This window comes from Rhodococcus sp. ARC_M5 (genome assembly GCF_022810405.1).
GTDB classification, from domain to species: Bacteria; Actinomycetota; Actinomycetes; order Mycobacteriales; family Mycobacteriaceae; genus Rhodococcoides; species Rhodococcoides navarretei.
In genome coordinates this window covers 389,072-413,601 of the sequence record NZ_JALGQE010000001.1, presented here as the reverse complement: position 1 = coordinate 413,601, position 24,530 = coordinate 389,072, and the positions used below count along the sequence as shown (strand labels likewise).

Sequence of the window (24,530 nt, the reverse complement as noted above, 5' to 3'; positions counted from 1 at the left end):
CGAAATCCGACCGGTCCGTGTGGCCGGTGGCCGATGCACAAGCGCAGGGACAGTATTCTCGGGAAGTCGAGGGTTATCGGGCCTGGGGACTTGGCCAGACGCTTCTATTCACCGTCGGCCGGGGAGCGGGGAGCGGGGAGCGGGGAGGCTGAACTGAATGGTTGTGGGGAACGGCGCTGATCGAGCTCGGTCGGCCGACGAACTGCGGCAGCTCGTCGCCGCCGCCGCTCGAATGGCGCCGTCCAGGTCCGTCCTGCAAGCGGGTGAGACGTCCGTCAGTCTTGGAGAACTCGACGGAACCCTGGACCGGATTGACGGTGAGATGGGTGGTGTTCTGGGTGCCGACTCACTGCTGCCGCTCGCATTGGCCGAGTTGGGTCTTCTGGACGACGCCGACGGGGCCTACGAGCGAACGATCGCCGAAATATCGACGCAGACCGGGGCAGTGGTCGGCGTCGATCCGACCGGGTGCTCGGACAACCACGACCAACACGTCGTAGAAGCGAATACAACGACCCTCCTTGCCGACTTCGAGCACTGCGTCGCTCGGTGTCCCGACCGGACAGCCGTGACGTTCGAGGATCGTTCGCTCACCTATCGCGAACTGGATCGGGCATCGAACCGCGTCGCTCGCCACCTGCTGGACGTAGGCGTGACTCCCGATCGCGCCGTAGGCCTGGCGATGCGAAGGTCGCTCGATCTTGTCGTGGCCATGTACGGAATCATCAAAGCGGGTGGGGCTTACATACCGCTCGATACCGAACATCCGACCGACCGCCTGACCTACATGCTCGACACCGCTCGGCCCGTCGTCGTCATCGCCGACCGCGACGGTGCTGCAAAGATCCCACCTGTCGCTCCGGTGATCGACATCGGGGCTTTCGAGAACATCGATGACCGTGAGCTGACCGAAGCCGAGCGCCCTGCCCTGAATCCGGACAGTTTGGCCTACGTGATCTTCACGTCGGGTTCGACAGGTCGTCCGAAGGCAGTGGCGGTGTCGCACTCGGCAATCACCGCAAACCTTCGGTGGCGTCAACGCGAGTATGCGTTGGATTCGACCGATGTCGTTCTGCAGAAGACTCCATTCACATTCGATGTATCCGTCTGGGAGTTCTTCTGGCCACTACAAGTGGGTGCGCAGCTATTGCTCGCAGAGCCCGGCGGCCATCTCGACCCGGTGTACTTGGCCGAGCTGATCTTTCGCCGAGGCGTCACGGTCGTGCATTTCGTTCCGTCGATGCTCGCAATATTCGTCGACACATCTGCCGTGTCCTCGCTTGCTTCCCTCCGACACGTCTTCGCCTCGGGTGAAGAACTGCCGTCGGCTACGGCTGCCCGTTTCGAGGCGGTCTCCGGGGCGCAGCTCCACAACCTGTACGGTCCGACTGAAACGGCAGTCGACGTCACTTATCATCCCGTGCACGCCAACGGTTCCGGGCCGGTTCCGATCGGCATGCCTGTCGATGACACCGAACTGAGAGTGCTCGATTCCGGACTGCATCCGGTGCCTCCCGGTGCAGTCGGAGAGCTCTACATCACCGGTGTGCAGTTGGCGCGCGGATACATGAACAGCCCGGTGGCGACGGCAAGCCGATTCCTGGCGGATCCATTCGGATCGGGCAGCCGGATGTACCGAACGGGCGATCTCGTGAGGCAATCCGCGGACGGTGTGTCCACCTTCCTCGGGCGGACAGATTTTCAGGTGAAGCTGCGAGGGCTGCGCATCGAGCTCGGTGAAATCGAATCGGTGCTGGGGGAGCGCGAGGACGTCTCGCAGTGCGTCGTCGTCGTCCGCGAGGACACGCTCGTGGCTTACGTCGTACCGACTCGCGAGTCGACGGTCGACCCCGACGACATCAAAAAGGACCTCGGTCGAAGGCTGCCCGCGTACATGGTGCCCACCTCGGTGCGGGTGCTCGACAGCATGCCGCTCGGGCCGTCCGGAAAACTGGACCGCGGTGGGTTGCCGGCGCTCGAATCTGTACCGACCCGTTTCGTCGAGCCTCGCACCGACACAGAAGCAACCGTTGCGGCGCAGTTCGGCGGAGTCCTGGGTGTCGGTCGGGTCGGGCGCGACGACGACTTCTTCGCGCTGGGCGGAAACTCCCTCGACGCAACTCGATTGATTGCTCGCCTCAACGAGTTGCACGACGTCCGAGTGTCCGTCAGGGATTTCTTCGACTGCTCCACGGTGGCGGGCACAGCTGCACTCATCGAGACCGTGGCAGGCAGCCCCGAGCCGCCGAGGCCCCTGCTCGCGAGTAGGCAGCCCTGGCCTGAGCACATTCCACTGTCCTATCCGCAACAGCGGATGTGGTTTCTTCATCGCCTCGATCCCCAATCCTCCGTCGACAACATCGCGTCGGTAGTGCGATTGACGGGTCGGCTGGACGTCGACTCGTTCGAGAAGGCCGTCGGTGATGTCGTCTTCCGGCACGCCCCGCTTCGCACTCGGTACCCGGAAATCGACGGCCGCGGTTCGCAGGCGATCGAGTCGATCGACGGCGCGGTGATCGATTTCCTGACGTTGCCCATCGACGAATCCGACATTGCCCGCCGCGTCGAAGAAGCCGTAAGAGCGCCCTTCGACTTATCACAGAAACCTCCCTTCCGCGTTCGTCTGCTCGCGATGGACGGATTACGACACATGCTCGTCGTAGTCGTTCATCACATCACCGCAGACGGATATTCGATGATCCCGCTGACTCGGGACGTGATGACCGCCTACGAAGCGCGGACCGCGGGCGAAACACCTGGCTGGCAACCGCTCTCGGTCCAATACCCCGACTACACGCTGTGGCAACGGGACACCCTCGGTTCCTCGGATGATTCCGGTTCCATGCTTCACACGCAGGAGGCCTATTGGGCGTCGGCGCTGTCGGAACTCACCGACCCGGCAATCGTGCCGACGGACCGGCCGCGGCCGGCAGTGTCCTCGGGACGCGGAGCTCGACATGTCCTCACTCTGAATTCGTCTGTTGCAGAAGGCATTGCGGACCTCGCGCGCAGATCGAACGTCACGTCGTTCATGGTTGTCCATGCGGCATTGGCGGTGCTACTGGCTCGGATATCCGACAACACCGACATCGTGGTGGGCACACCTGTAGCAGGCCGAGGCGAGGCTGCGTTGGACGACATGATCGGGATGTTCGTCAATACAGTGGTTCTGCGGACCACAGTCGGGCACGTGTCGAGTTTCGAGCAGGTTCTGGCGAGCGTCCGCGACGGGGATCTGAGTGCATTCGCCAACGCAGATGTCCCGTTCGAGCGGGTAGTGGAGATCGTGGACCCACCCCGGGCCAACGGAATTCATCCGATCTTTCACGTGCTGCTGGCATACGGGGCGGTCGGCGCAAACACGTTCGAGCTCGCCGGACTGGCTGTCGAACCGATAGCCGTAGATGCTGTCTCGGCGAAATTCGACCTCGAAATCACTGTCGGCGAAACTCGAACTCCAGCAGGCGCTATCGGGATCGACGCCACGATCACATACGCGACGGACCTCTTCGATGCGACTTCTGTCGGTGTCCTCGCCGTCCGGTTCGTGCGAGTGCTCGAATCGGCAATCGCCAATCCAGCAGGGCGCGTCTGCGACATCGAGCTGCTCGGCCGCGGCGAGCGTGCCTGGCTCGTGGAAGACCTCAACGCCACCGACCATCCGGTGCCCTCGCAGCCGACTCTCGTGTCGATGTTCGGCGCAAGAGTCGCCGCGTCGCCCGGCGCTCCCGCGGTGACATTCGGGGACACGTCGTTGACCTACGCCGAGTTTGCCGATCGGGTCAACAGGCTGGCGCGACTGCTGATCTCGCGAGGTGCGGAGCCGGAAGTACGCATCGCTGTTGCCCTCGAGCGATCCATGGAGATGCTGATCTCCATCTATGCGATCATCGAGTCGGGTGCCGCCTACGTTCCGATCGACCCTGGGCTGCCGCCCGATCGAATTTCGTACATGCTCGAGACATCCGGATCGGCCCTGGTTCTGGCCGATTCCGATGGGGGGAGCTTCGGGGCGGTTCCGGTTATTCCGGTCGACGGTGTCCGCACGCAGTCGTTTTCTGGCGAGCCGGTCACGGACGAGGATCGTCGTGCGCTCCTGTTGCCCGAGAACGCCGCGTACGTGCTGTTCACATCGGGGTCGACAGGCAGGCCCAAGGGCGTGACCGTCTCGCATGAAGCGATCGTCAATCGACTCGTGTGGATGCAAGCTCGGTACGGCATCGAAGCGCGAGACATAGTGGTTCAGAAGACGCCGGTGACATTCGATGTCTCGGTCTGGGAGCTGTTCTGGCCGTTGCAGATCGGTGCCCGGTTGGTAATCGCGCGCCCGGATGGCCATCGCGATCCCGTGTACCTCGCAGAGCTGATGGGCGACGAAGGCGTCACTGTTGCACACTTCGTTCCGTCTATGCTGGCGGTGTTCGCGGCCGAGCCGAAAGCGGCGCACGTGACTTCGCTGCGATGGTTGTTCTCCTCGGGGGAGGCTCTTCCGGCGACGACGGCCCGAGCTGCGACGGCGGTGTTGTCGTCCGCTGTGCTGGTCAACCTCTACGGCCCGACCGAAGCCGCCGTCGACGTGACACATCATGAGTTCTCCGAAGTCGATGTCGCATCGGTTCCGATCGGCCGGCCGGTATTCAACACCCGCGTGTACGTTCTCGACAGCCGGCTCCGGCCCGCTCCCACCGGCGCACAGGGCGAGCTGTACCTCGGCGGCATACAACTTGCACGAGGGTACGTCGCCCGTCCTGACCTGACAGCCGACCGGTTCGTTGCCGACCCTTTCGGCACCGGGACTCGTCTGTACCGCACCGGCGACGTGGCGCGATGGACCGCGTCGGGAGATCTCGAGTACGTAGGCCGGGCAGACTTCCAGGTGAAGTTACGTGGACTTCGAATCGAACTCGGTGAGATCGAGAACGCGCTGATGGCCCAGCCTTCCGTGTCGCAAGCCGCCGTGACCGTATACGGTGATCGACTCATTGCTTACGTCATTCCCGACGGACCCTCGCTTGTCGACGTCGATTCTCTCAAGAAGCATGCCGCAATCACGCTGCCGGACTACATGATTCCGTCCACCGTGTTGGTTCTCGATACGTTCCCAACGGGGCCGACGGGCAAGCTGGACCGAAAAGCATTGCCGAAGCCCGTGTTCGAGACACGGGAGTTCAGCCAGCCGGTGACCGAAACCGAACGCATCGTCGCCGGCGTATTCGCGGACGTCCTCGGCTCGCCGAGGGTCGGGCGAGACGACGACTTCTTCGCGCTCGGCGGTAATTCACTGATCGCGACACAAGTGGTTGCCCGCGTCGGCGCGCTCGTCGACGGACAGGTGCCGGTGCGCGCTCTGTTCGACGCGAGCACGGTGGCCGGACTTGCCTCGATTGTCGAGAAGACGGCCGGCTCGGGGGGCCGGATACCGCTGGAGACAGGCCGTCGGCCCTCACCCGTTCCTCTGTCGCCGGCGCAACAGCGCATGTGGTTCCTCGATCGATTCGAGCCGGACTCGGCTGCGTACACCATTCCCGTCGTCGTCCGGCTGAACGGGCAACTCGACGTGTCGGCACTGGCCCAGGCCATCGACGACGTCCGTGATCGGCACGAATCGCTTCGTACCGTCTACCCCGAGATCGACGGCGTCGGCCACCAAGAGACCCTGTCACCGGCCGACAGTCCGTCGCGGTTCGACGTCGCCGACTGTTCCGAAGACGAAGCGCACCAGTTGATTCGCGACATGATCATGGGTGGCTTCGATCTTGCCGTCGCTGCGCCCTTCCGCGCAGGGCTCTACCGACTCTCTGATTCCGAATACGTTCTTGCTGTCGTTGTGCACCACATCGCAGCGGACGGGTTCTCCGTCGGGCCGCTGATGCGGGATGTCGTCGGGGCGTACTCGGCGCGGATGTCAGGTTCCGCGCCGGACTGGGAGCCGCTGCCCGTCCAATACGCGGATTACGCGGTGTGGCAACGCGACATGCTCGGTGACGAAGGCGCTGACGACTCACTGGCTCACCGACAGATCCATTACTGGACCGGTGCGCTCGAAGGCATTCCCGAGCAACTCGACCTACCCACGGATCGGCCGCGTCCTGCCGTGCCCAGCGAACGTGGAGGGTTGCACGCCTTCGATATCGGTGCCCACACGCATCGGTCGATCGTCGCGCTCGGCCTCGAGCTCGGATGCACTCCATTCATGGTCGTGCACGCCGCATTTGCGATTCTGCTCGGCCGAATGTCCGGTACCGAGGATGTGGCAATCGGAACACCGATCGCGGGGCGCGGAGAGCGCGTGCTCGACGACTTGATCGGCATGTTCGTCAACACACTCGTTCTGCGTGTTCGCGTTCCCGCCGGAATGACATTCGAAGAGATGCTCACCGAAGTCCGCGAAAGGGACCTCGATGCATTCGCAAACTCGGACGTCCCGTTCGAGCGTCTTGTCGAGATTCTGGACCCGCCACGATCGACGGCACGTCAGCCTCTGTTCCAGGTCATGCTCGCTTTCCAGAACCTCGAGCGCAGCACAGTCGAGTTGCCGGGCATCGCCGCGGCGGGTATGGAATTGGAAACCGGACTGTCGAAATTCGACCTGTACCTGACGATCTCCGAGCGGTTCGACGGCGCGGGGGAGCCGCAGGGAATGATCGGGCAGTTCCTCTACCTCACCGATCTCTTCGACGAAGAGACCGTCGGGGCGATGGGCGTGCGGTTTCTTCGGATAGTCGAGGCCGTTGTGACCGACCCTGCTGTCGTGATCGGCGACATCGATCTCCTCGTCGGCACCGAGCGACGGACCGTGCTGGAAGAGTGGAGCGGTACCGCTACCGAGACAGATCAATCGCTGTCGACCGACGAGCTGCTCCTGGACCGCTTTCAGGAGCGCACCCGTATCGCACCCGACGCCGTCGCCATCAGCTTCGAACACCGATCGCTGTCCTACGGCGAGTTCGCCGCGAGGGTCGACAGGCTAGCCCGACTACTGATTTCGCGAGGTGTCGGTCCCGAAACGGTCGTTGCAGTGGGCACCACACGTTCGGTGGAGATGCTGGTGGGTATCTATGCGGTGCTTGCAGCAGGCGCAGCGTATGTCCCGCTCGACCCCGGCCAACCGTCGGACCGAGTTCGGCGAGTGGTGCGCACAGCGGGTGTCGCTGTGCTGCTTGCGATTCCGGGAGAGCAGTGGGATCTCGACGAAGTCACCGTCATCGAGCTGAACGAGACCGACGATTCACCGGACTCGCCGGCCGCGAACATCGAGCGGAGGGTTCGGACAGATCCGGACTCGGCGGCATATGTGTTGTTCACGTCCGGTTCGACCGGACAGCCGAAGGGCGTGACGGTGAGCCATCGCGCGATCGTCAACCGACTGAACTGGATGCAGACCCAGTACGGACTGGGGCGAGAAGACGTGGTTGTCCAGAAGACGCCCGCGACATTCGACGTGTCGGTCTGGGAACTGTTCTGGCCCCTGCAAATCGGGGCCACTCTGGTCATAGCGGCACCGGGCGGACACCGTGACCCTCGATACCTGGCCGACCTGTTCGAAACCCGGTCGGTAACAGTCGCGCATTTCGTCCCCTCCATGCTGTCGTTGTTCGCAGCCGAATCCACGGCGCTCTCGGGGCTCGGCCTGCGTTGGGTCTTTGCATCCGGTGAGGCGCTACCGGCGTCGACCGCACGCAGGTTGACGGAGCTGCTGTCCGGTGTCCGGCTGGCGAACCTCTACGGACCTACCGAGGCGGCGGTCGATGTCACATTCCATGAATTTCAGACGTGCGATACCGCCGGCGTGCCGATCGGCAGGCCTGTAACCGGCAACCGCGTGTATGTGCTGGATCAGCGTTTGTCTCCGGTACCACCTGGCGTGGTCGGGGAGCTGTATCTCGCTGGAGTTCAACTCGCCCGCGGCTACGCGTCCATGCCGGAGCTGACCGCAGAACGTTTCGTCGCGGACCCATTGGGTGGTCGTGGTGAACGTGCCTATCGCACAGGCGACATGGTTCGGTGGAACCGAGACGGCGAACTCGAATACGTGGGTCGTCGAGATCAGCAGATCAAATTGCGTGGACAGCGCATCGAACTCGGTGACGTCGAAGCTGCATTGGTCGCGCACCCCGCCGTTGCGCAGGCGGCCGCGGTCCTGCACAACGACTCGATGGTCGGTGACACACTCGTCGGCTACGTGGTTGCCGAGACCTCATCTTCCGTCGATCCTGCTGACGTTCGCCGCGTTGCCCTCGCCCGCGTCCCCGCATACATGGTTCCGACGACCATCGGGGTGCTGGCCGCGCTCCCCGTCGGTCCCAACGGCAAGCTGGATCGGAAAGCCCTGCCGGAGCCAGAATTCGCGGTGACGGCTTTTCGGAAGCCGTCGACCCTTATCGAAGAAGCTGTCGCAGAAGTTTTCGCCGACTTGCTGGGCGTACCTCGAGTGGGCTTGGACGATGATTTTTTCGTGCTCGGTGGGAACTCCCTCATCGCTACCCGAGTTGTCGCGCGACTGGGAGTTTCACTCGACACCACGGTGCCCCTTCGGACGTTGTTCGAGGCCCCAGATGTGGCGTCATTGGCAGCGCGGATCGAGAACGGCGGAGGCCGAGCGGGGCGTCCAGCGATCACCGCGCGCAGCAACCCGGATGCGAATGTTCCGCTGTCACTGGCACAGCAGCGAATGTGGTTCCTCAACCGACTGGATCCGGACTCCGCCGTTCACAATGTGCCGGTGACGATACGTCTCGATGGCGATCTCGACGTAGTGGCGTTCAGGCGGGCTTTCCAGGATGTGATCGACCGACACGACATCCTCCGAACCGCGTATCCGGACATCGACGGAATTGGTTATCAGACAATAGAACCCGATCCGAGCGGTCCAGTTCTTCGCGTCGAGGACGTGACTGCGGAGCAACTGCCTGCAGTTGTACGCGCGGAAGTGAACAGCGGATTCGATGTGACGCGCAATGTTCCCATCCGGGCGGTCTTGCTCCGCCAGTCCTCGGTCGCGCACGTGTTGGTGCTTGTGGCGCATCATATTTCGGTCGATGGATTCTCCGTAGGGCCGCTGACCCGTGACCTCGTCCGCGCCTACGCTGCGAGGACGAGCGGGCAGGTGCCTGGATGGGAGCCCTTGGCGCTGCAGTATGCGGACTACGCCGTATGGCAACGTGGCTTCTTGGGGTCCGAAGACGACTCGACTTCCCAAGCTGCTGCTCAAGTCGCTTACTGGACAGAACGGCTCGCCGATCTCCCCGAACAACTGGACCTGCCCTTCGATCATGCGCGCCCCGCGCAAGCAACGGGCGATGGGGCGGCGACCACGATCGCCGTCGATTCCGAGATGCGCTCGAAGGTATCGCAATTGGCGCTCGAAGTAGGGGCAACACCGTTCATGGTCGTACATGCGGCGCTTGCAGTGTTGCTTGCGAAACTTTCGGGCAGCGCAGACATTGCGGTGGGAACCCCGGTGGCCGGTCGAGGTGACACCGAGCTCGACAACATGATCGGTATGTTCGTCAACACTCTGGTGCTGCGTACCGGCATAGATCAGGCGGCTTCGTTCGTCGACGTCGTCGGCCACGTCCGTGACGTCGACCTGTCCGCGTTCTCGAATGCCGATATTCCGTTCGAGAGAGTCGTAGATGCTGTGGCTCGGGACCGGTCGCGCGCCAGGCACCCACTGGTTCAGGTCATGCTCACTTTTCAAAATCTCGGACAGGCACATCTCGAACTGCCGGGTCTGACGATAAGCGGGATTGAACAGGAGGTCACCTCCGCCAAATTCGATCTGCAGGTCACCGTGTCCGATTCTCTACACGAGACTGGTCTCGATCCCGGCTGGCACTTCGAGTTCGTTTACGCTACAGAGCTGTTCGAGCAAAGAACGATGGACGCCATCGTCGCCGGCTTCGTGCGCGTGCTCTCGGGCTTACTCGCATCGCCCAAGCTGCCCATCGGCGACATTGCCGTTGCTGCGCAGGCAGAGCTGGACATGCTCGTGCAGGACTGGCGCTCGAGCGGCACCGATCGACTCCTGGAGCACGACACTCTCATCGACGCATTCGCCGCGACAGCGGCGTTATCACCCGACAGCATCGCCGTCCGGTACGACGGTCGATCCGTTTCATACGGTGAGCTCGTCCGCCGCGTCGACACTCTCGCGCGTCGATTGATCGAAGTCGGAGCGCAGCCCGATCGTGTGGTGGCCGTCTCGCTCCCACGGTCGATCGAGCTCATCGTTGCGCTGCTCGCCGTGTCTGCGTCCGGTGCTGCGTACTTACCCATCGATCCCGCATACCCTGCCGACCGCATCGAGTTCATGGTTGACGACGCACAGCCCGTCGTCGCCGTCACTGCGGGTGCGGCAGCACAATTCGGCTCCGTACCCGTCGTCGACGTCGGCGGCGAATCGACCGGTTCTGCCGATCCCGGATTGCCGTCCGACCTCGACCGAACGGCACCGCTGACGTCCGAGAACATGGCGTACGTGATCTATACGTCCGGATCGAGTGGACGACCCAAGGGCGTAGCCGTCACGCATGGCAACGTTTTACGTCTGTTCGCGAACACGGCGTCGATGTTCAGTTTCGATGCAGACGATGTGTGGACGATGTTCCACTCGTACGCATTCGACTTCTCCGTGTGGGAAATGTGGGGACCGCTGATTCACGGCGGCACACTGGTGATCGTCGATTACCTCACCAGCCGTTCACCCGACAAATTCCACGACCTCGTTGTCGACGAGCACGTCACCGTGCTGAATCAGACGCCGTCTGCGTTCCACCAGTTCGCCGAAGTGGACCGCTCGAAGCCGGCCGACTCGTCGGTTCTGCGATACGTACTCTTCGGTGGCGAGGCCCTCGAACCTCGCAGGCTGCGGGGGTGGATCGAGCGGCACGGTGACGGTTCCACGGTGGGTCCCGGCGCGGCGGCACCGGGCCCGGCACTATTGAACCTCTACGGCATCACCGAAACGACCGTGCACGTCACCACCCGCCGCATCACCTCGCGAGACCTGCGGTCGACTTCGGTCATCGGTGTTCCCATCCCCGGCCTACGCGTCTACGTGCTGGACCGCCGCCTGCGCCCGGTCGCAGTGGGCGTAGCGGGTGAAATGTACGTTGCTGGTGGACAATTGGCCCAGGGATACCTCGGACGCGCCGCGCTTTCCGCAACCAGGTTCGTCGCGGATCCGTTCGATGCCGACGGCGGACGGTTGTACAGAACGGGTGACCGCGCTCGGTGGGTCGCACCCGTCGCACCCGATACACGCGGTGAGCTCGAGTACCTTGGCCGCATCGACCTCCAGGTGAAGGTACGCGGCTTCCGAATCGAACTCGGCGAAGTGGAGGCAGCCGTTGCCTCGCTCGAAGAGGTTTCTGCTGCTGCCGTCGTCGTGCGAGAAGACTCCGTCACCGGTGATTCACTCGTCGCCTACGTCGTTCTCGTGGACACGTCGGCCGACCTCGATCGAGTGCGCCGGGGCGTTGCAGTTCAGCTTCCGGACTACATGGTGCCCTCTTTCTTCGTCGCGATCGATGCCATCCCGCTGACGGTCAACGGAAAGCTCGATCGGAAGGCACTTCCCGCACCTATCAACAGCACGAGCATCTTTCGACCGCCGGCCACCGATGTCGAACGGGCCGTTGCGACGGTCTACGAGGAGGTGCTCGGACTCGACCGAGTGGGTGCAGACGACGACTTCTTCTTGCTCGGTGGTAACTCACTCGGCGCAACTCGGGTTGTGGCTCGGCTGAGCGCGCTGCTGAACACCACCGTGACAGTCCGACTGTTGTTCGAGGCCTCGACGGTCGCCGAACTGGCTGTCCGGCTGTCTGCACATGTCGGCACAGGTGCTCGCCCCGCGCTCACTCGCAAACCCCGGCCCTACATCCTCCCTCTCTCCTACGCGCAGCAGCGCATGTGGATCGCCAATCGTCTCGACCCTGGTTCGACCGCCTACAACATCTCACTTGCACTGCGCCTGAGCGGGAGCCTCGATACGTTCGCTCTCGCCGACGCGCTTCGGGATGTGGTCGAGCGCCACGAAACGCTGCGCACTCGCTACCCCGAGGTGGATGGCGTGGGGAGTCAACAGATTCTGCACGTGGATGACGTCGATCTCGAGCTCGACGCCGAGTCGATCGGCGAAACCGAAGCGGCGCTCCGCATTCGCACTCTCGTTGCGACGACATTCGACGTCACCGCGGCGGTTCCCGTACTGGCCCGGCTGCTTCGAATATCAGGGGTCGAGCACCTGCTCGTCCTCGTCGTTCATCACATCGCGGCAGACGGCTTTTCCATCGGTCCGCTCACCCAGGACCTGATGACCGCGTATTCTGCTCGTTGCGCAGGCCGGCCGTTGCCTTGGCAACCGCTCGAGGTCCAGTACGCGGATTATGCACTGTGGCACCGCAGAGTCTTGGGCGACGATTCGGATTCGAACTCCAACATTTATGCGCAAGAACGGTTTTGGCGTAGGACCTTGGCGGACTTGCCGGAGCAGTCGGGTATCGTGGGCGACCGCCCGCGGACTTCGACGCCGACCCGACGGGGTGCCTCGCACGAATTCGTCTTCGACTCCGAGATCGTCGAGTCGATGACGTCGGTGGCTCGATCACACAACGCGACGTTGTTCATGGCGCTGCACTGCGCCGTCGCGGTTCTGCAGGCCAAGTTGTCGGGTGACGAAGATGTGGCCATCGGCACCCCGGTCGCCGGGCGCGGCGAATCAGCGCTCGACATGCTGGTCGGAATGTTCGTCAACACCCTGGCGCTACGCACACCGGTCCCCGGTGCTGCGACCCTGACCGAGGTCCTCGAGTCGATTCGTGATCGTGATCTGGATGCTTTCGCGCACGCCGATGTTCCCTTCGAGAGGGTGGTCGACCTTCTCGATCCGCCGCGGTCGGTAGCCCGATCTCCATTCTTCGACGTCGTGGTCGCACTTCAGAACCACGAGCCTGCGTTGTTGGATCTCGAGGGCTTGTCGATCTCGGGGCTCGACAGTGGTGAACGAACCGCGAACTACGACCTCCAGTTCATCTTCTCCACTGCGCTCGCCGAGTCTGAACATTCCGTGCTCACCTGCTCACTCGTGTACGCGCAGGATCTGTACGACCCGACCTCGGTCGAGACTCTCGCTCTTCGCTTGACGTCGATCGTGCGTACTTTGGCGCAGGCCCCGGATACTACCGTGCACGATATCGACATCCGCACCGAAGCCGAACGAGAGGAGACAAGGTCCTCGCCGTCTTCGGATGCAATACCGATTTCCTGGACGCTCCCTCAGATGATGGACACCGTGGTGGAGGCCGAGCCCGACGCACCGGCAATCGTCAGTGCGGGAGAGGAATTGCGCTACCTCGAGGTTTCTCAGCGGGCTGCTCGTCTTGCCCGTTATCTCGTCTCGCGACATATCGGCCCGGGCGACCATGTGTCGATCGATATGCCGTTCTCGGCCGACTACGTCGTGACTGCATGGGCCGTGTGGCAGTCAGGCGCATCGATCATGTTGGGAGAGGCCGACAGGCATGACGCAGTTGTCGTTTCCATGGCGTCGACAACACGGGAAAGACCGGACGGGCCGACCATCTCGCTTCGAGATCCCGAGGTAACAGCAGCGATTGCGTTGCAGTCGACGCGGCCGGTGGATTTTGCATCGCGCACCGGACAGCTCGATGCGGATGCAACCGCAGTGCTCCTCGACGGAAGCCTTCGGCGTGTCGTCACGCAGCGCGAGTCGCTGGTCGCGGCCGCGGCGGCAATGAAGAAGTGGTCTGTGACGTACGAGTCCCGTCTGCTCGTTGCGTCTCCTCGCGTCGAATCGGCGGAGCGTTCCGGCACAGATACGGCCGATTCGTCAGCGGACCACACACCGGAGTGGCTCATATTCGCTCTGCTGGTAGCGCTGTCGGCTGGCGCAGCACTGGTCATGGACGAGTCAACGCTGGAGCTTTCCGATGTGATCGAGCAGAACTGGGTGACTCACGTCATCTCGTCAGGGCACGAGGACGTTGGACAACACTGGGAGCTCGAGGGAGTGATCGAAACCGATTCGGCACCGTCGTGGTAGTTGCCAGGACGGGGAACTGCGCTTCGGGTGTTGAGCCGACCGCTGACATGGAGCCCAACTGGCTCCGGTCAGCGGTTGGCCAAAACGTCAGGAGCAGGCGGGCGCGCCCGCCGCTACGTATTCGGGATCGAGTGCCGAATAGACCATCGATGCGACGGTAGGGTCCGACGTCAGCCCGAGATGGGTCGCCTTGCTGGTGGGACATTCGTCCTGAACCCAAAGGTTGTCGACAGACCCCGATGCCGTATTGAGGAACGTACGCTCAGGAGGCGTGACGATCTCATCGAATTTGGTGGCTATCACCGTGTACTTCACATTCGGTAACGCTTCGCTGTTGGCGTTCAGTTTGCTCAGGAACGGCGATCCGATCAGCTGCTGTGAGCCGGCGGTACCGAACAACAGTTGCTCGGAGATAATTTTAGGCAGCCCCAGCGACTTGGCTGCGAGGAACAGTTGCTGCAGGCCGTTGAAGCTCGTGCCGTGGTTCGTCGCCCCGAGGGTGATGAGATTGTCGACCTTGTTCAGGTCAGGGTTGGCAGCGTCGGCACCACCGTCGAACTTCAGGTACTGACGGGCAACAACGCCACCCTGAGAATGGCCGACCATGTCTACCTGGGGCGCGCCCGTAGTGGCGATGACAGCATCGACGAACTCCGAGAGCTCGTCGGCGGAGTCGGCGATGTCGCCGACACCCCAAGCCACGTAGCTCGGATCCCAGAAGGCGGATTGCATGCCGTAGTCGAGCGCGAACACGCAGTAACCCTGTCCGGCCAGCTCAGGTGACAGCGTCGACCACGTGGACGACATGTCCATGTCGGTACCGTGCACAAGAACCACCGGCCGGGGATGCGCAGCGGACGGAATGCAGGACCAGTCGTTCGCCCCGGGGGGCGGCGGGCCCATTCGATCGAACGAGGGCGGCAGCGGCGATGCGGCTGGTTGTGCATCGGCCGTGGAAGCAAACAGTGTGCTGAAGGACAACAAGAGAGACGCCACAACTCCCAAGAGAAGTATTCGGTTCACCTTGTTCACTCTGTATTTGCCTTTCGCTCACTTGAATTGTTCGCGTCTCTTGTGGAGAAGTGGTCGAACAACTGCAAGTGCAAGGGTAACAGGTTCGGCGAGACTGAAAAATTGCCGTAAGTGCGGCCACCAAGGGCCCGCGACGCTTGTTGTATCGGCGAATTGCGGCAAGAGTAGAGGGTGAAACAATCCGAACAACCAGAAACAGTTTTGCCAAACAGGCATAGTGACCATTGCTCCCGAGGGAATGCCGCTCATCGCATCGAGTGCAGCCCACACCGGTCGGGCGGCCACGACGGGCATTCAACTGACGTCGACAGTGGTGGAGAAGGGTCTGCGGACCCTCGACAAGGCATCTTGATCGGATCGAACCCAATTGCGACGAAAAACACCGTATTAGCAGCAATAGCCGCATCGGTGACCATGCGGCCGAGCCAGACGCGGACGGGATGGGCCGGTAGCGTCCAAAAACCTGCCGAGCATGTCGTTCCCGCGTTGTTGCTCGAGTCCGATGGTGCTGGCACTGGCACCTGGGATGGTTTCTACCAGGGCAAACGTGGGCACGATGACAGACCTAGCGAGATCGAAACCGGAGAATGGGCTGTTTACGCCTTATGAATAAATCCATCCGGGTAAATCTGATCCTGGTAAGAAGCCAAAAGACGCTGGCCCGTAATCAACTGTGAAAAATTCAAAGCCTCACCCGTCGAATTTCGGATGAAGTTCCTACCGCGTCTGCTTCGACAGACATGATTGCGCTTGAGGGGAGCTCGAATGCACAAAATTTCACAACCGCCCGCGCAAAGAGGCAGTGAGGCCCGGTGACGTATCTATGGGCCGACTGGCCAGCCGAGATCCTGGTCCAAGTCTGGGGCTGACAAACGATGATTGTCAGCCCGAGGCGGATGCTTTCCTGTACCCACGAATCGCGGGGTAGAGGAAGACCACCACGAGTCCGATGGACCACGCGAGGGTCTGTAGTACAGGAGTCATTATCGGTCCGCCCAACGCCAGGTTGCGCATTGCACCGACCGCGACGGACATGGGTTGCGCGGCGACGAGCGGCTGCAACCACGTGGGGTAGGCCAGAACCGGAACGAAGCCCGCGTTGAAGAACATCAGCAAGGTACAGAAGATGGAGACAACTTCCACCAGCGGAGCATCGCCGGCGACGGTCGCGAGAAACGTCACCATGACGGCGAACCCGATGCCGAACACAATCGGAAGAAGCACCAGAGCAATACCCGACGGGATTCCCTGCGTGAACTCGAATCCGAGAGCCAAACCCGCCGCGACGATGACGAGCGTGGTCACCAACACACGGACCGCCTCGGCAATCATTCGGCCCAGAAGGCCCGAGGCGCGGTGGGTCGGGGTGGTGTAAAAGCGCGACAATAATCCGCTGTTGCGCTCGGCTTTCAACCCGACGGCGCTGACGATCGAACCGAACATCGCCCCCACGAGGGCGATCATCGGGACCTGTCCGAAAATTGCTGGGGTGCCAGTCGCAGCGGAAATCGAATTTCCGAGCACGACGCGAAACATGATCAGCATCAGTGCGGGGTACAGCAGGGCCTGAATCATGGTCGATGGATCGCGCGCCCACCTCGTGAGAAGCCGCCGGGCCTGAATGAGGCTGTGCGTCAGAAGCGCACGAGCGGAGTTCTCGGGCAACGCTAGATTCGGTTCCGGGAACGTCAGATTCGAGACACGCTTGGCCTGGGACTGGACTTCGGTCGACATCGTCATCTCTTCCTCGTTACTCCGGCCTCGAACTGGCCCAGATGGCGAGCGGCACCAAGAACAGGATGAGGCCGCCGATCCACACGAGAGACGGCCACAGCACCTGGAATGTCACGCCGCCGTCGGCCATGTCGCGCATTGCGAACGAGAACTGAGAAATAGGTTGGTTTCTGACGAACGGACGAATTGCCTCGGGAAACCCGCTTTCGGGTACGAAACCACAGGACGCCATTCCAAGAATGAGCTGTGGCAACGTCAACGCCTGGCTGGTTGCCTCGGGGCTCTTCGAGAGGGTGCCGATCGCATCCGCACCCACGGACAGCGTGGTGCTGATCAGCAGGGCAAGTCCGCAGAAGAGCATGGCCTGCCCGAAGCCGGCCGAGAAACGAAACCCGATGATGTGACCGAATCCGAGCGCTGCAGTCAAGGAAACGACAGACCGAACGAAGCCGCTGGAGATTCGCGCGACGAGCGGTACGCCGCGTACGACGGGCATTGTCTTGAGTCGGCTGTTCAACCCGCTGAGTGACTCGAGCGAGGCACGTTGAGCAGCAGAAATGGCGGTGAAGGCCATGGCTTGCAGAACGATGATCGGCATGAGGAACTGGGCGTAATCGATGCCCTGCAGACCCATGACGAATTTCAGTGGCAGATAGAAGCCGATGGTGAAGATTGCTGGTGCAATGACAGCGACCAGTAGCTCGCCCTTGGTCAGCATGGTCCACAGCGCACGGCCGGTGAGGGCCTTCCACTGAACGAGCCCCGACGGCCTCGTCCTGGACCGCCGTTTCGGCTGCTGTGTCGTCGAGCCGACATCGGTTCGCTCCACGATCCGTGCCTGCGTTTTCGGTACGCCCCGCGTAGTGGCCGTCATCAGCTCGAGCTCGCTTGCGAGTGCCCCGTGAGGGTGAGGAACACGTCGTCCAACGAGGGCCTACGCAGTGCGATGTCGGCCAACACGATGCCCTCTGCGTCGACTCGGCGCAGGATCTCGGACAGCGTTGCGGCACCGTCGGGTGCCGGCACCGAGAGGCGGTCGGATGTAGCGGTGATCTCCGCGTGTACGGCCGCAGGGACCATGTCGCCCAATGCGCGAGCGGCCGCTCGGAGCTGACCGGGATCGAGTGGGACAACTTCGCAGTAACTGCCACCGGTCATTGCCTTGAGCTGATCGGACGTGCCCTCCGCGATGACGGTGCCCTTGTCGATGACGATGATGTTGTCGCTGAGGACGTCCGCTTCTTCGAGATACTGCGTTGTCAACAGCACGGTGATGCCCTGTGCCTTGAGCGCCTCGACCAGCGACCACACGCCCTGCCGGCTGCGCGGGTCGAGACCGGTCGTCGGCTCGTCCAGGAACACGACCTCCGGCCGTACGACCAACCCGCACGCGATGTCGATGCGGCGACGCATGCCACCGGAATACCCACGAACCGGCCGCTTACCGGTATCCGAGAGGTCGAACTCGTCGAGCAGAGCCTTGGCGCGCGCCTTGGCGGCCTTCTTGTCCAGACCCATCAGGCGGCCGAACAGCTCGATGTTCTCGCGGCCCGACAGGGTGTCGTCGAGTGCCGCATACTGTCCGGTCATCATGATCGAGCGTCGTACCGCCGGGGCGTCGGCCACTACGTCGTGGCCGGCGACGAAGGCTCGGCCTGTGTCGGGTGCGATCAGCGTGGAGAGAACTTTCACCGTTGTGGTCTTGCCGGCACCGTTGGGTCCCAGGATGCCCAACACCGTGCCCCGCTCCGCGGAGAAGCTGATGCCGCGCAGCGCGTGCACATCGCCGAAGGACTTGTGTACGTCCTCCACGTGTACGGCTGCGTGTTGAGCTGACGACATCGAATCTCCGAGCTGTCGGGGTGAATGGTGGGACAGGACCCCGGGGAGTCGAGGGCCACTACTTGATACCGGAATTCCCCGAGAATGTTACCTGCGGGTCGACACCGGGTGACCTTTGCAGTCAGCCCCAATCGATATCGATACTGTCCTCGACGTCGAGCTTCCGGCACAGAGACCTGAGCCCGCTGTAGTCCTGAACCAACGCACGGCGACTCTTGTCCTGCTCGACGTCGGCCAGCATCTCTTCGGCACCGCGGATACCCTCGAGCTCGAGAATGCGTCGCCAAGTCGAGAAATCGCTGCTCGAGAACGCATCCATGCCGTCGACCAGACCGTCGAGGAACTTCTGTCGGTCGTTGGCTCCAAGGCGATCGAAGACGATCGCGGCCATGTCGTCGGCGATCGACGCATGGCAGTACTCGTCCCGATTGTGCAGTTTCACGGTCGCCCGATTGATGGGCTGAATGACGTCGTCGTCTTCGATCAGGTCCAGATAGGACGTGATGGAGATCTCCGCAACTGTCATGAATGCCAACGAGCTGATCGCAGCGGACCACGAGTCGTCGCTGGTTGCCTGCGCACTACGTTGCCGACGTACCGTCGAGCTGAAGGGCAGGGAACGCTCCGACAGTGCCCACCCTCGCCCGCGCCGTGTCGCCGCGCTCGCATTCAGGTGCATCAGCGTGTGGTACTGCTCGTCGACCATCGCCTGGGTCACCGCGACGGCAAGGGTGTCGCCCATACCGGTCTCGAAGACGTCCTGGGCCAGCAGTGCGAAGCCGGGGTGTACGACGTGCTGCTCGACGTCCATCACGTTCTTGTTGAATGCGATCCAACCCCATGCACGCAGTCGATCCTGCTGCTCGGGGGTCGCGCCGGTGAAAGTGTCGTGTTCGCCGAAGGGGATGAGGGCGTCGGGAAAATCCTGCTTGGTCGTGTCGAACAGATCGTCCAACTCGGGTTCGGGCTTCTTCACCGTTGCGCGCTGCGCCCAGTTCTTCGCCAACCGTGAGACGACGGCACTCTCCACGACATCGGCGGAGTCGAACTCCGGCAACGACGGCTGTTCCAGCATTGCGTGCCTCGCCTCCGAGCTGTTACCAGTGATCATCGGTTACCACTGCTACCTCGAACGATACCGAACATCTCGGCACACACGGCTCGATAGTGATCGCCGCTTCCCGCCAGCGCGGACTCTGCCTCGGTCAACAGTTGCGCGAACTGGGCCTCGGAACCTGAATCGACCGTCTCGCTCACCTGCCGAGCCGCTCGGCGTAGGGCCGCCCTGGCCTCGGCGGCGTGGGGATTTCCGGCCTGGACATCCCAATAGACCTCGGGTTCTCCGCCGGTGATGCGAGCGAGGACTGCGAGCATCGTCGTGTGTGGGGGAGGCGCGACGGCGTTTATCTCGACGGACGGGAGATTCAGTTCGGCCAGTGCCAGGCCGAACGCCAGGGCACTGGCATGCGTCAGAGCCTGCGTCGCGGCAGCGAGGCGATCGTGGCGTTCGGCGTCGAGAACGACCACTCGGCCACCCCACCGCGAGATGCTCTCCAGGAAGGCGTCAACCGGTGGTCCCTGGCGATGCACGACGGCGGCCACCGGGCGTCCGGTCATCCCGAGCGATGGGGCGAACATGGGATTGATCCCCACGATGGAGCCGAGTCGATCGGTCTCGGCCAGGTGGCGGGCGAAGCCGGACTTGACCGACAAGGTTTCCACCAGCAGGGCGTCCGGGCGCACAGCGGACAGGTCGGCTGCCAGCGCCACCGATTCCGGCACCGCCAGAATCACCGTGGCTGCTGCCGCGAGCACCGAGGCGAGCTGGTCGTCGGGATCGATGATGTTGCCGACCGTGATGGGCGACGTGGCGTCGGGACGGGCCTGTATGTCCACGATCGTGACGGGGATGCCGTCGCCGCGCAGCAGGTCGACCATCAGACGGCCGACAGCTCCCGCCCCGCCGACCACCACTACCGAGTTGTCGTGCTCCGATCCCGTCACCGTGTCCATCGGTCGAGTATGTCAACGGGACGCAGCGGACACCCAGATCGTGATGTCTGCGTGCACCACCTCGATGCCTGCGGTGTCGCGGATCGCGACGGGCACGACGAGTTCGAGGCCATCGGTGAGTGAATCGAAATCGGGAATCTCGTCGAGTTCGGCAACGGCGCGCAGCGAAGTGGTGGCCTTCGTCAGGTACTGAACGTTCATGGACTTCGGAATCCATCGGTGCGAGGTCGGTACGGTCGCTTCGGCGAGCATGCCCATGGCAACCTCGGCGAGATTGCAGGCAGCGATAGCGTGAAACGTGCCGAGGTGGTTTCGAATACCGAACCATTTCGGCGCGGTGACCTCGCAGCGGCCCGGCTCGAGTGCAACGACGCGGGGCAGCACCGATGCGAAGTATGGAACCCGGAGACACATGCCGACGGAGAACACGGCGGACCCGATGGTGTTGTTGGGAAGCATCGACCAGGCGCGATAGGTCGCACCGGTGGTGTGCGGGGCAGTGGTCATTGCGCTACCTTACTGCTCGGTAAGATCGGTCGGCGACAAGAGTCGGAGCCCGAGTTGATCTGTTGCCCGGTCTGCGGCATACTGGTCGGGTTGCCTGGACACGGGACGCGCTTGCGTGCGGCCTGAACCAGGTGAGTCGATCGAAAGGTCGGCTGAGCAGAACATGAGACCAGCGCTCCACGTGAGCGCGTCCGGACCACCAGCTCGATCGGTGCGGGTTTCCTCCCTCGGATGGTTGAAGCGAAAGTTTCAGCGCAGAAGAATGAGCGGAATCACGACACGCCCGACCGCGTGGACCGGAGAACCATGACAGATGAAGAGCGGCAACGGATACAGGTCACGCCTGGTCGTCAACGTTTTTCACTGTCGTGTGTGCACGAAGGCAGTTCGAGTCGGAGGGATTCCCCCGGCTCGGGGACTGTGCAGACGAGGTGGAGCAGGCCGAACGGCCCGTTCTACGACCAAGCGGCAAGAAAAGGACACTAAGCGTGGCGGGACAAAAGATCCGCATCAGGCTCAAGGCCTACGACCATGAGGCGATCGACGCGTCAGCGCGCAAGATCGTCGAAACGGTCACCCGTACGGGTGCCCGCGTCGTCGGACCGGTGCCGTTGCCGACAGAGAAGAACGTGTACTGCGTCATCCGTTCGCCGCACAAGTACAAGGACTCGCGCGAACACTTCGAGATGCGTACTCACAAGCGGCTCATTGACATCCTCGACCCGACACCGAAGACGGTGGACGCGCTCATGCGCATCGACCTCCCGGCCAGTGTCGACGTCAACATCCAGTGAGCGCGGAGACAACGATGACTGATAACAAGAACCGGCCTGCGACAGGAATTCTGGGCACCAAGCTCGGAATGACCCAGGTCTTCGACGAGAACAACCGCGTCGTTCCGGTGACCGTGATCAAGGCAGGCCCCAACGTGGTCACCCAGATCCGCACCCAGGAACGTGACGGCTACAGCGCCGTCCAGGTCGCATTCGGTGCGATCGACCCGCGCAAGGTGAACAAGCCCACCACCGGCCAGTTCGAGAAGGCAGGTGTCACCCCGCGTCGCCACATCGTGGAGATCCGCGTTGCCGACGCCTCGCAGTTCGAGGTCGGACAGGAGCTCACCGCTGCAGTGTTCGAGGACGGCGCATACGTCGACGTCACCGGCACCAGCAAGGGCAAGGGCTTCGCCGGAACCATGAAGCGTCACGGCTTCAAGGGCCAGGGAGCGAGCCACGGCGCACAGGCCGTGCACCGTCGCCCCGGATCCATCGGTGGCTGCGCAACACCCGGTCGCGTCTTCAAGGGAATGCGCATGTCCGGACGTATGGGTGGCGACCGCGTCACGACGCAGAACCTCTCGGTCCACAAGGTGGACAGCGAGAACGGTCTGCTGCTGATCAAGGGAGCAATCCCGGGCCGTCGCGGCAACGTCGTGATCGTCAAGTCTGCATTGAAGGGTGGTGCACGGGCATGACCAGCCTCGAGAAGAACACCGAGACCAAGCTGACGCTCGATGTCAAGGAAGCCGGCGGCAAGACCAACGGCACCGTCGATCTCCCCGCGGAGATCTTCGACGCACCGGCGAACATCGCGCTGCTGCACCAGGTCGTCATCGCACAGCTTGCAGCTGCTCGTCAGGGAACCCACTCCACGAAGACTCGTGGCGAGGTTCGCGGCGGTGGCAAGAAGCCGTACCGGCAGAAGGGCACCGGCCGCGCCCGTCAGGGCTCGACCCGCGCTCCTCAGTTCGTCGGTGGTGGCACGGTCCACGGACCGCAGCCGCGCGACTACAGCCAGCGGACTCCCAAGAAGATGAAGGCCGCTGCACTGCGCGGAGCCCTGTCCGACCGGGCCCGCAGCGAGCGTCTGCACGTCATCACCGAACTGGTTGCCGGACAGGTTCCGTCCACCAAGGGTGCCAAGACGTTCCTCGCCGAGATCTCGGACCGCAAGAAGGTCCTGCTCGTCGTCGGCCGCGAGGACATCGCAGCCTGGAAGAGCGTTCAGAACCTGGACGGCGTGCACCCTATTGCACCCGACCAGCTCAACACCTACGACGTGCTCAACGCCGATGATGTCGTTTTCAGCGTGGAAGCGCTGAACACTTTCATCGCTGGGCCTGCAAAGAACGAGGAGGCAAGCAAGTGACCACGATCGCCGATCCCCGCGACATCTTGCTGGCACCGGTCATCTCCGAGAAGTCCTACGGGCTGATCGAAGAAGGCACGTACACGTTCCTGGTGCACCCGGACTCGAACAAGACGCAGATCAAGATTGCCGTCGAGAAAATCTTCGACGTCACCGTGACCAGCGTCAACACGATGAACCGTCAGGGCAAGCGTAAGCGGACCCGGTTCGGTTACGGCAAGCGCAAGGACACCAAGCGCGCGCTCGTAACACTCTCCGCCGACAGCAAGCCCATCGAGATCTTCGGAGGTCCGGTCGCGTAAGCGGCTGGGACTCTTCGGATATAGAGGACGAGAAGACTCATGGCAATCCGTAAATACAAGCCGACAACCCCGGGCCGTCGTGGCTCCAGCGTTTCCGATTTCGCTGAGATCACGCGTTCGACCCCCGAGAAGTCGCTGATCCGCCCGCTGCACGGTCGCGGTGGACGTAACGCACACGGTCGTATCACCACCCGGCACAAGGGTGGCGGTCACAAGCGCGCGTACCGTCTCATCGATTTCCGTCGCAACGACAAGGACGGCGTGCCGGCCAAGGTCGCTCACATCGAGTACGACCCCAACCGCACCGCGAACATCGCACTGCTGCACTTCGCAGACGGCGAGAAGCGTTACATCGTGGCACCCAAGGGCATCGCCCAGGGATCGCCGATCGAGCAGGGTGCCAATGCCGACATCAAGCCCGGCAACAACCTGCCCTTGCGCAACATCCCGACGGGTACGACCATTCACGCGGTCGAACTCCGTCCGGGTGGTGGCGCGAAGATGGCCCGCTCCGCCGGAGCGAGCATTCAGCTCCTCGGCAAGGAAGGCCCCTACGCCACCCTGCGTATGCCGTCCGGTGAAATCCGTCGCGTCGACGTGCGCTGCCGCGCAACCGTCGGCGAGGTCGGCAACGCCGAGCAGTCGAACATCAACTGGGGCAAGGCCGGCCGCATGCGCTGGAAGGGCAAGCGCCCGACCGTTCGTGGTGTCGTGATGAACCCGGTCGACCACCCGCACGGTGGCGGCGAGGGCAAGACCTCCGGTGGACGCCACCCGGTCAGCCCCTGGGGACAGCCGGAAGGCCGTACCCGCAAGAACAAGGCGAGCGACAAGCTCATCGTCCGTCGTCGTCGTACCGGCAAGAACAAGCGCTAGGAGGGAGT

General features: G+C 62.8%; 14 protein-coding genes. 7 read left to right on the top strand and 7 right to left on the bottom strand.

Translation table 11 applies throughout. The annotated features are described in order from the left end of the window. Window positions 1-157: 157 nt before the first annotated feature. On the top strand, window positions 158-14,068 hold the full coding sequence (locus MTX34_RS01960) for a non-ribosomal peptide synthetase (RefSeq protein WP_243608250.1): 13,911 nt from the start codon (window positions 158-160) through the stop codon (window positions 14,066-14,068). A gap of 87 nt (window positions 14,069-14,155) precedes the next feature. On the opposite strand, the gene MTX34_RS01955 is transcribed toward MTX34_RS01960, so the two are convergent. Then, on the bottom strand, window positions 14,156-14,971 hold the full coding sequence (locus MTX34_RS01955; RefSeq protein WP_279392717.1) for a triacylglycerol lipase: 816 nt from the start codon (window positions 14,969-14,971) through the stop codon (window positions 14,156-14,158). Between the two features lie 346 nt (window positions 14,972-15,317). Between MTX34_RS01955 and MTX34_RS25620 the strand changes: the two genes are divergently transcribed. Then, window positions 15,318-15,452 carry a hypothetical protein gene (locus tag MTX34_RS25620; RefSeq protein ID WP_279392716.1) on the top strand — a complete coding sequence of 45 codons (135 nt, stop codon included), beginning with the start codon at window positions 15,318-15,320 and terminating at the stop codon, window positions 15,450-15,452. 530 nt (window positions 15,453-15,982) lie between these two features. Here MTX34_RS25620 and MTX34_RS01950 read toward each other — a convergent pair. From MTX34_RS01950 to MTX34_RS01925, 6 genes are all read right to left on the bottom strand, one after another. After that, window positions 15,983-16,840 (bottom strand): ABC transporter permease, encoded by an 858-nt coding sequence (locus tag MTX34_RS01950; RefSeq protein ID WP_243608249.1) that lies wholly within the window; start codon window positions 16,838-16,840, stop codon window positions 15,983-15,985. 10 nt (window positions 16,841-16,850) lie between these two features. Beyond that, entirely contained in the window at window positions 16,851-17,708 is an 858-nt protein-coding gene (locus MTX34_RS01945; protein WP_243608248.1) for an ABC transporter permease, read from the bottom strand. Then, entirely contained in the window at window positions 17,708-18,676 is a 969-nt protein-coding gene (locus MTX34_RS01940; RefSeq protein WP_243608247.1) for an ATP-binding cassette domain-containing protein, read from the bottom strand. The genes MTX34_RS01945 and MTX34_RS01940 overlap by 1 nt, the downstream gene beginning before the upstream one ends. A 121-nt stretch (window positions 18,677-18,797) precedes the next feature. Continuing rightward, the gene (locus tag MTX34_RS01935) at window positions 18,798-19,751 is read right to left on the bottom strand and encodes a diiron oxygenase (RefSeq protein ID WP_243608246.1); all 954 of its coding nucleotides are present in this window, start codon (window positions 19,749-19,751) and stop codon (window positions 18,798-18,800) included. 32 nt (window positions 19,752-19,783) lie between these two features. Continuing rightward, window positions 19,784-20,689, bottom strand: a complete 906-nt coding sequence (locus MTX34_RS01930; RefSeq protein ID WP_243608245.1) for a prephenate dehydrogenase dimerization domain-containing protein — start codon at window positions 20,687-20,689, stop codon at window positions 19,784-19,786. Between the two features lie 12 nt (window positions 20,690-20,701). After that, entirely contained in the window at window positions 20,702-21,196 is a 495-nt protein-coding gene (locus MTX34_RS01925; RefSeq protein WP_243608244.1) for a hotdog fold domain-containing protein, read from the bottom strand. Between the two features lie 488 nt (window positions 21,197-21,684). Here MTX34_RS01925 and rpsJ point away from each other — a divergent pair, with 488 nt between their 5' ends. From rpsJ to rplB, 5 genes are read left to right on the top strand one after another with little or no spacing between them, the layout of a single operon-like run. Further along, a complete protein-coding gene (gene rpsJ, locus MTX34_RS01920; protein ID WP_003938093.1) occupies window positions 21,685-21,990 on the top strand; it encodes a 30S ribosomal protein S10 in 306 nt (101 codons plus the stop codon). 14 nt (window positions 21,991-22,004) lie between these two features. Continuing rightward, window positions 22,005-22,670 carry a 50S ribosomal protein L3 gene (gene rplC, locus MTX34_RS01915; protein ID WP_027496309.1) on the top strand — a complete coding sequence of 222 codons (666 nt, stop codon included), beginning with the start codon at window positions 22,005-22,007 and terminating at the stop codon, window positions 22,668-22,670. Next, the gene (gene rplD, locus MTX34_RS01910; RefSeq protein WP_008718317.1) at window positions 22,667-23,344 is read left to right on the top strand and encodes a 50S ribosomal protein L4; all 678 of its coding nucleotides are present in this window, start codon (window positions 22,667-22,669) and stop codon (window positions 23,342-23,344) included. Before rplC ends, rplD begins: the two co-directional genes overlap by 4 nt. Beyond that, entirely contained in the window at window positions 23,341-23,646 is a 306-nt protein-coding gene (gene rplW / locus MTX34_RS01905; protein WP_027496310.1) for a 50S ribosomal protein L23, read from the top strand. Before rplD ends, rplW begins: the two co-directional genes overlap by 4 nt. 39 nt (window positions 23,647-23,685) lie before the next feature. Further along, on the top strand, window positions 23,686-24,522 hold the full coding sequence (rplB, locus tag MTX34_RS01900) for a 50S ribosomal protein L2 (RefSeq protein WP_008718311.1): 837 nt from the start codon (window positions 23,686-23,688) through the stop codon (window positions 24,520-24,522). Window positions 24,523-24,530: the final 8 nt, after the last annotated feature.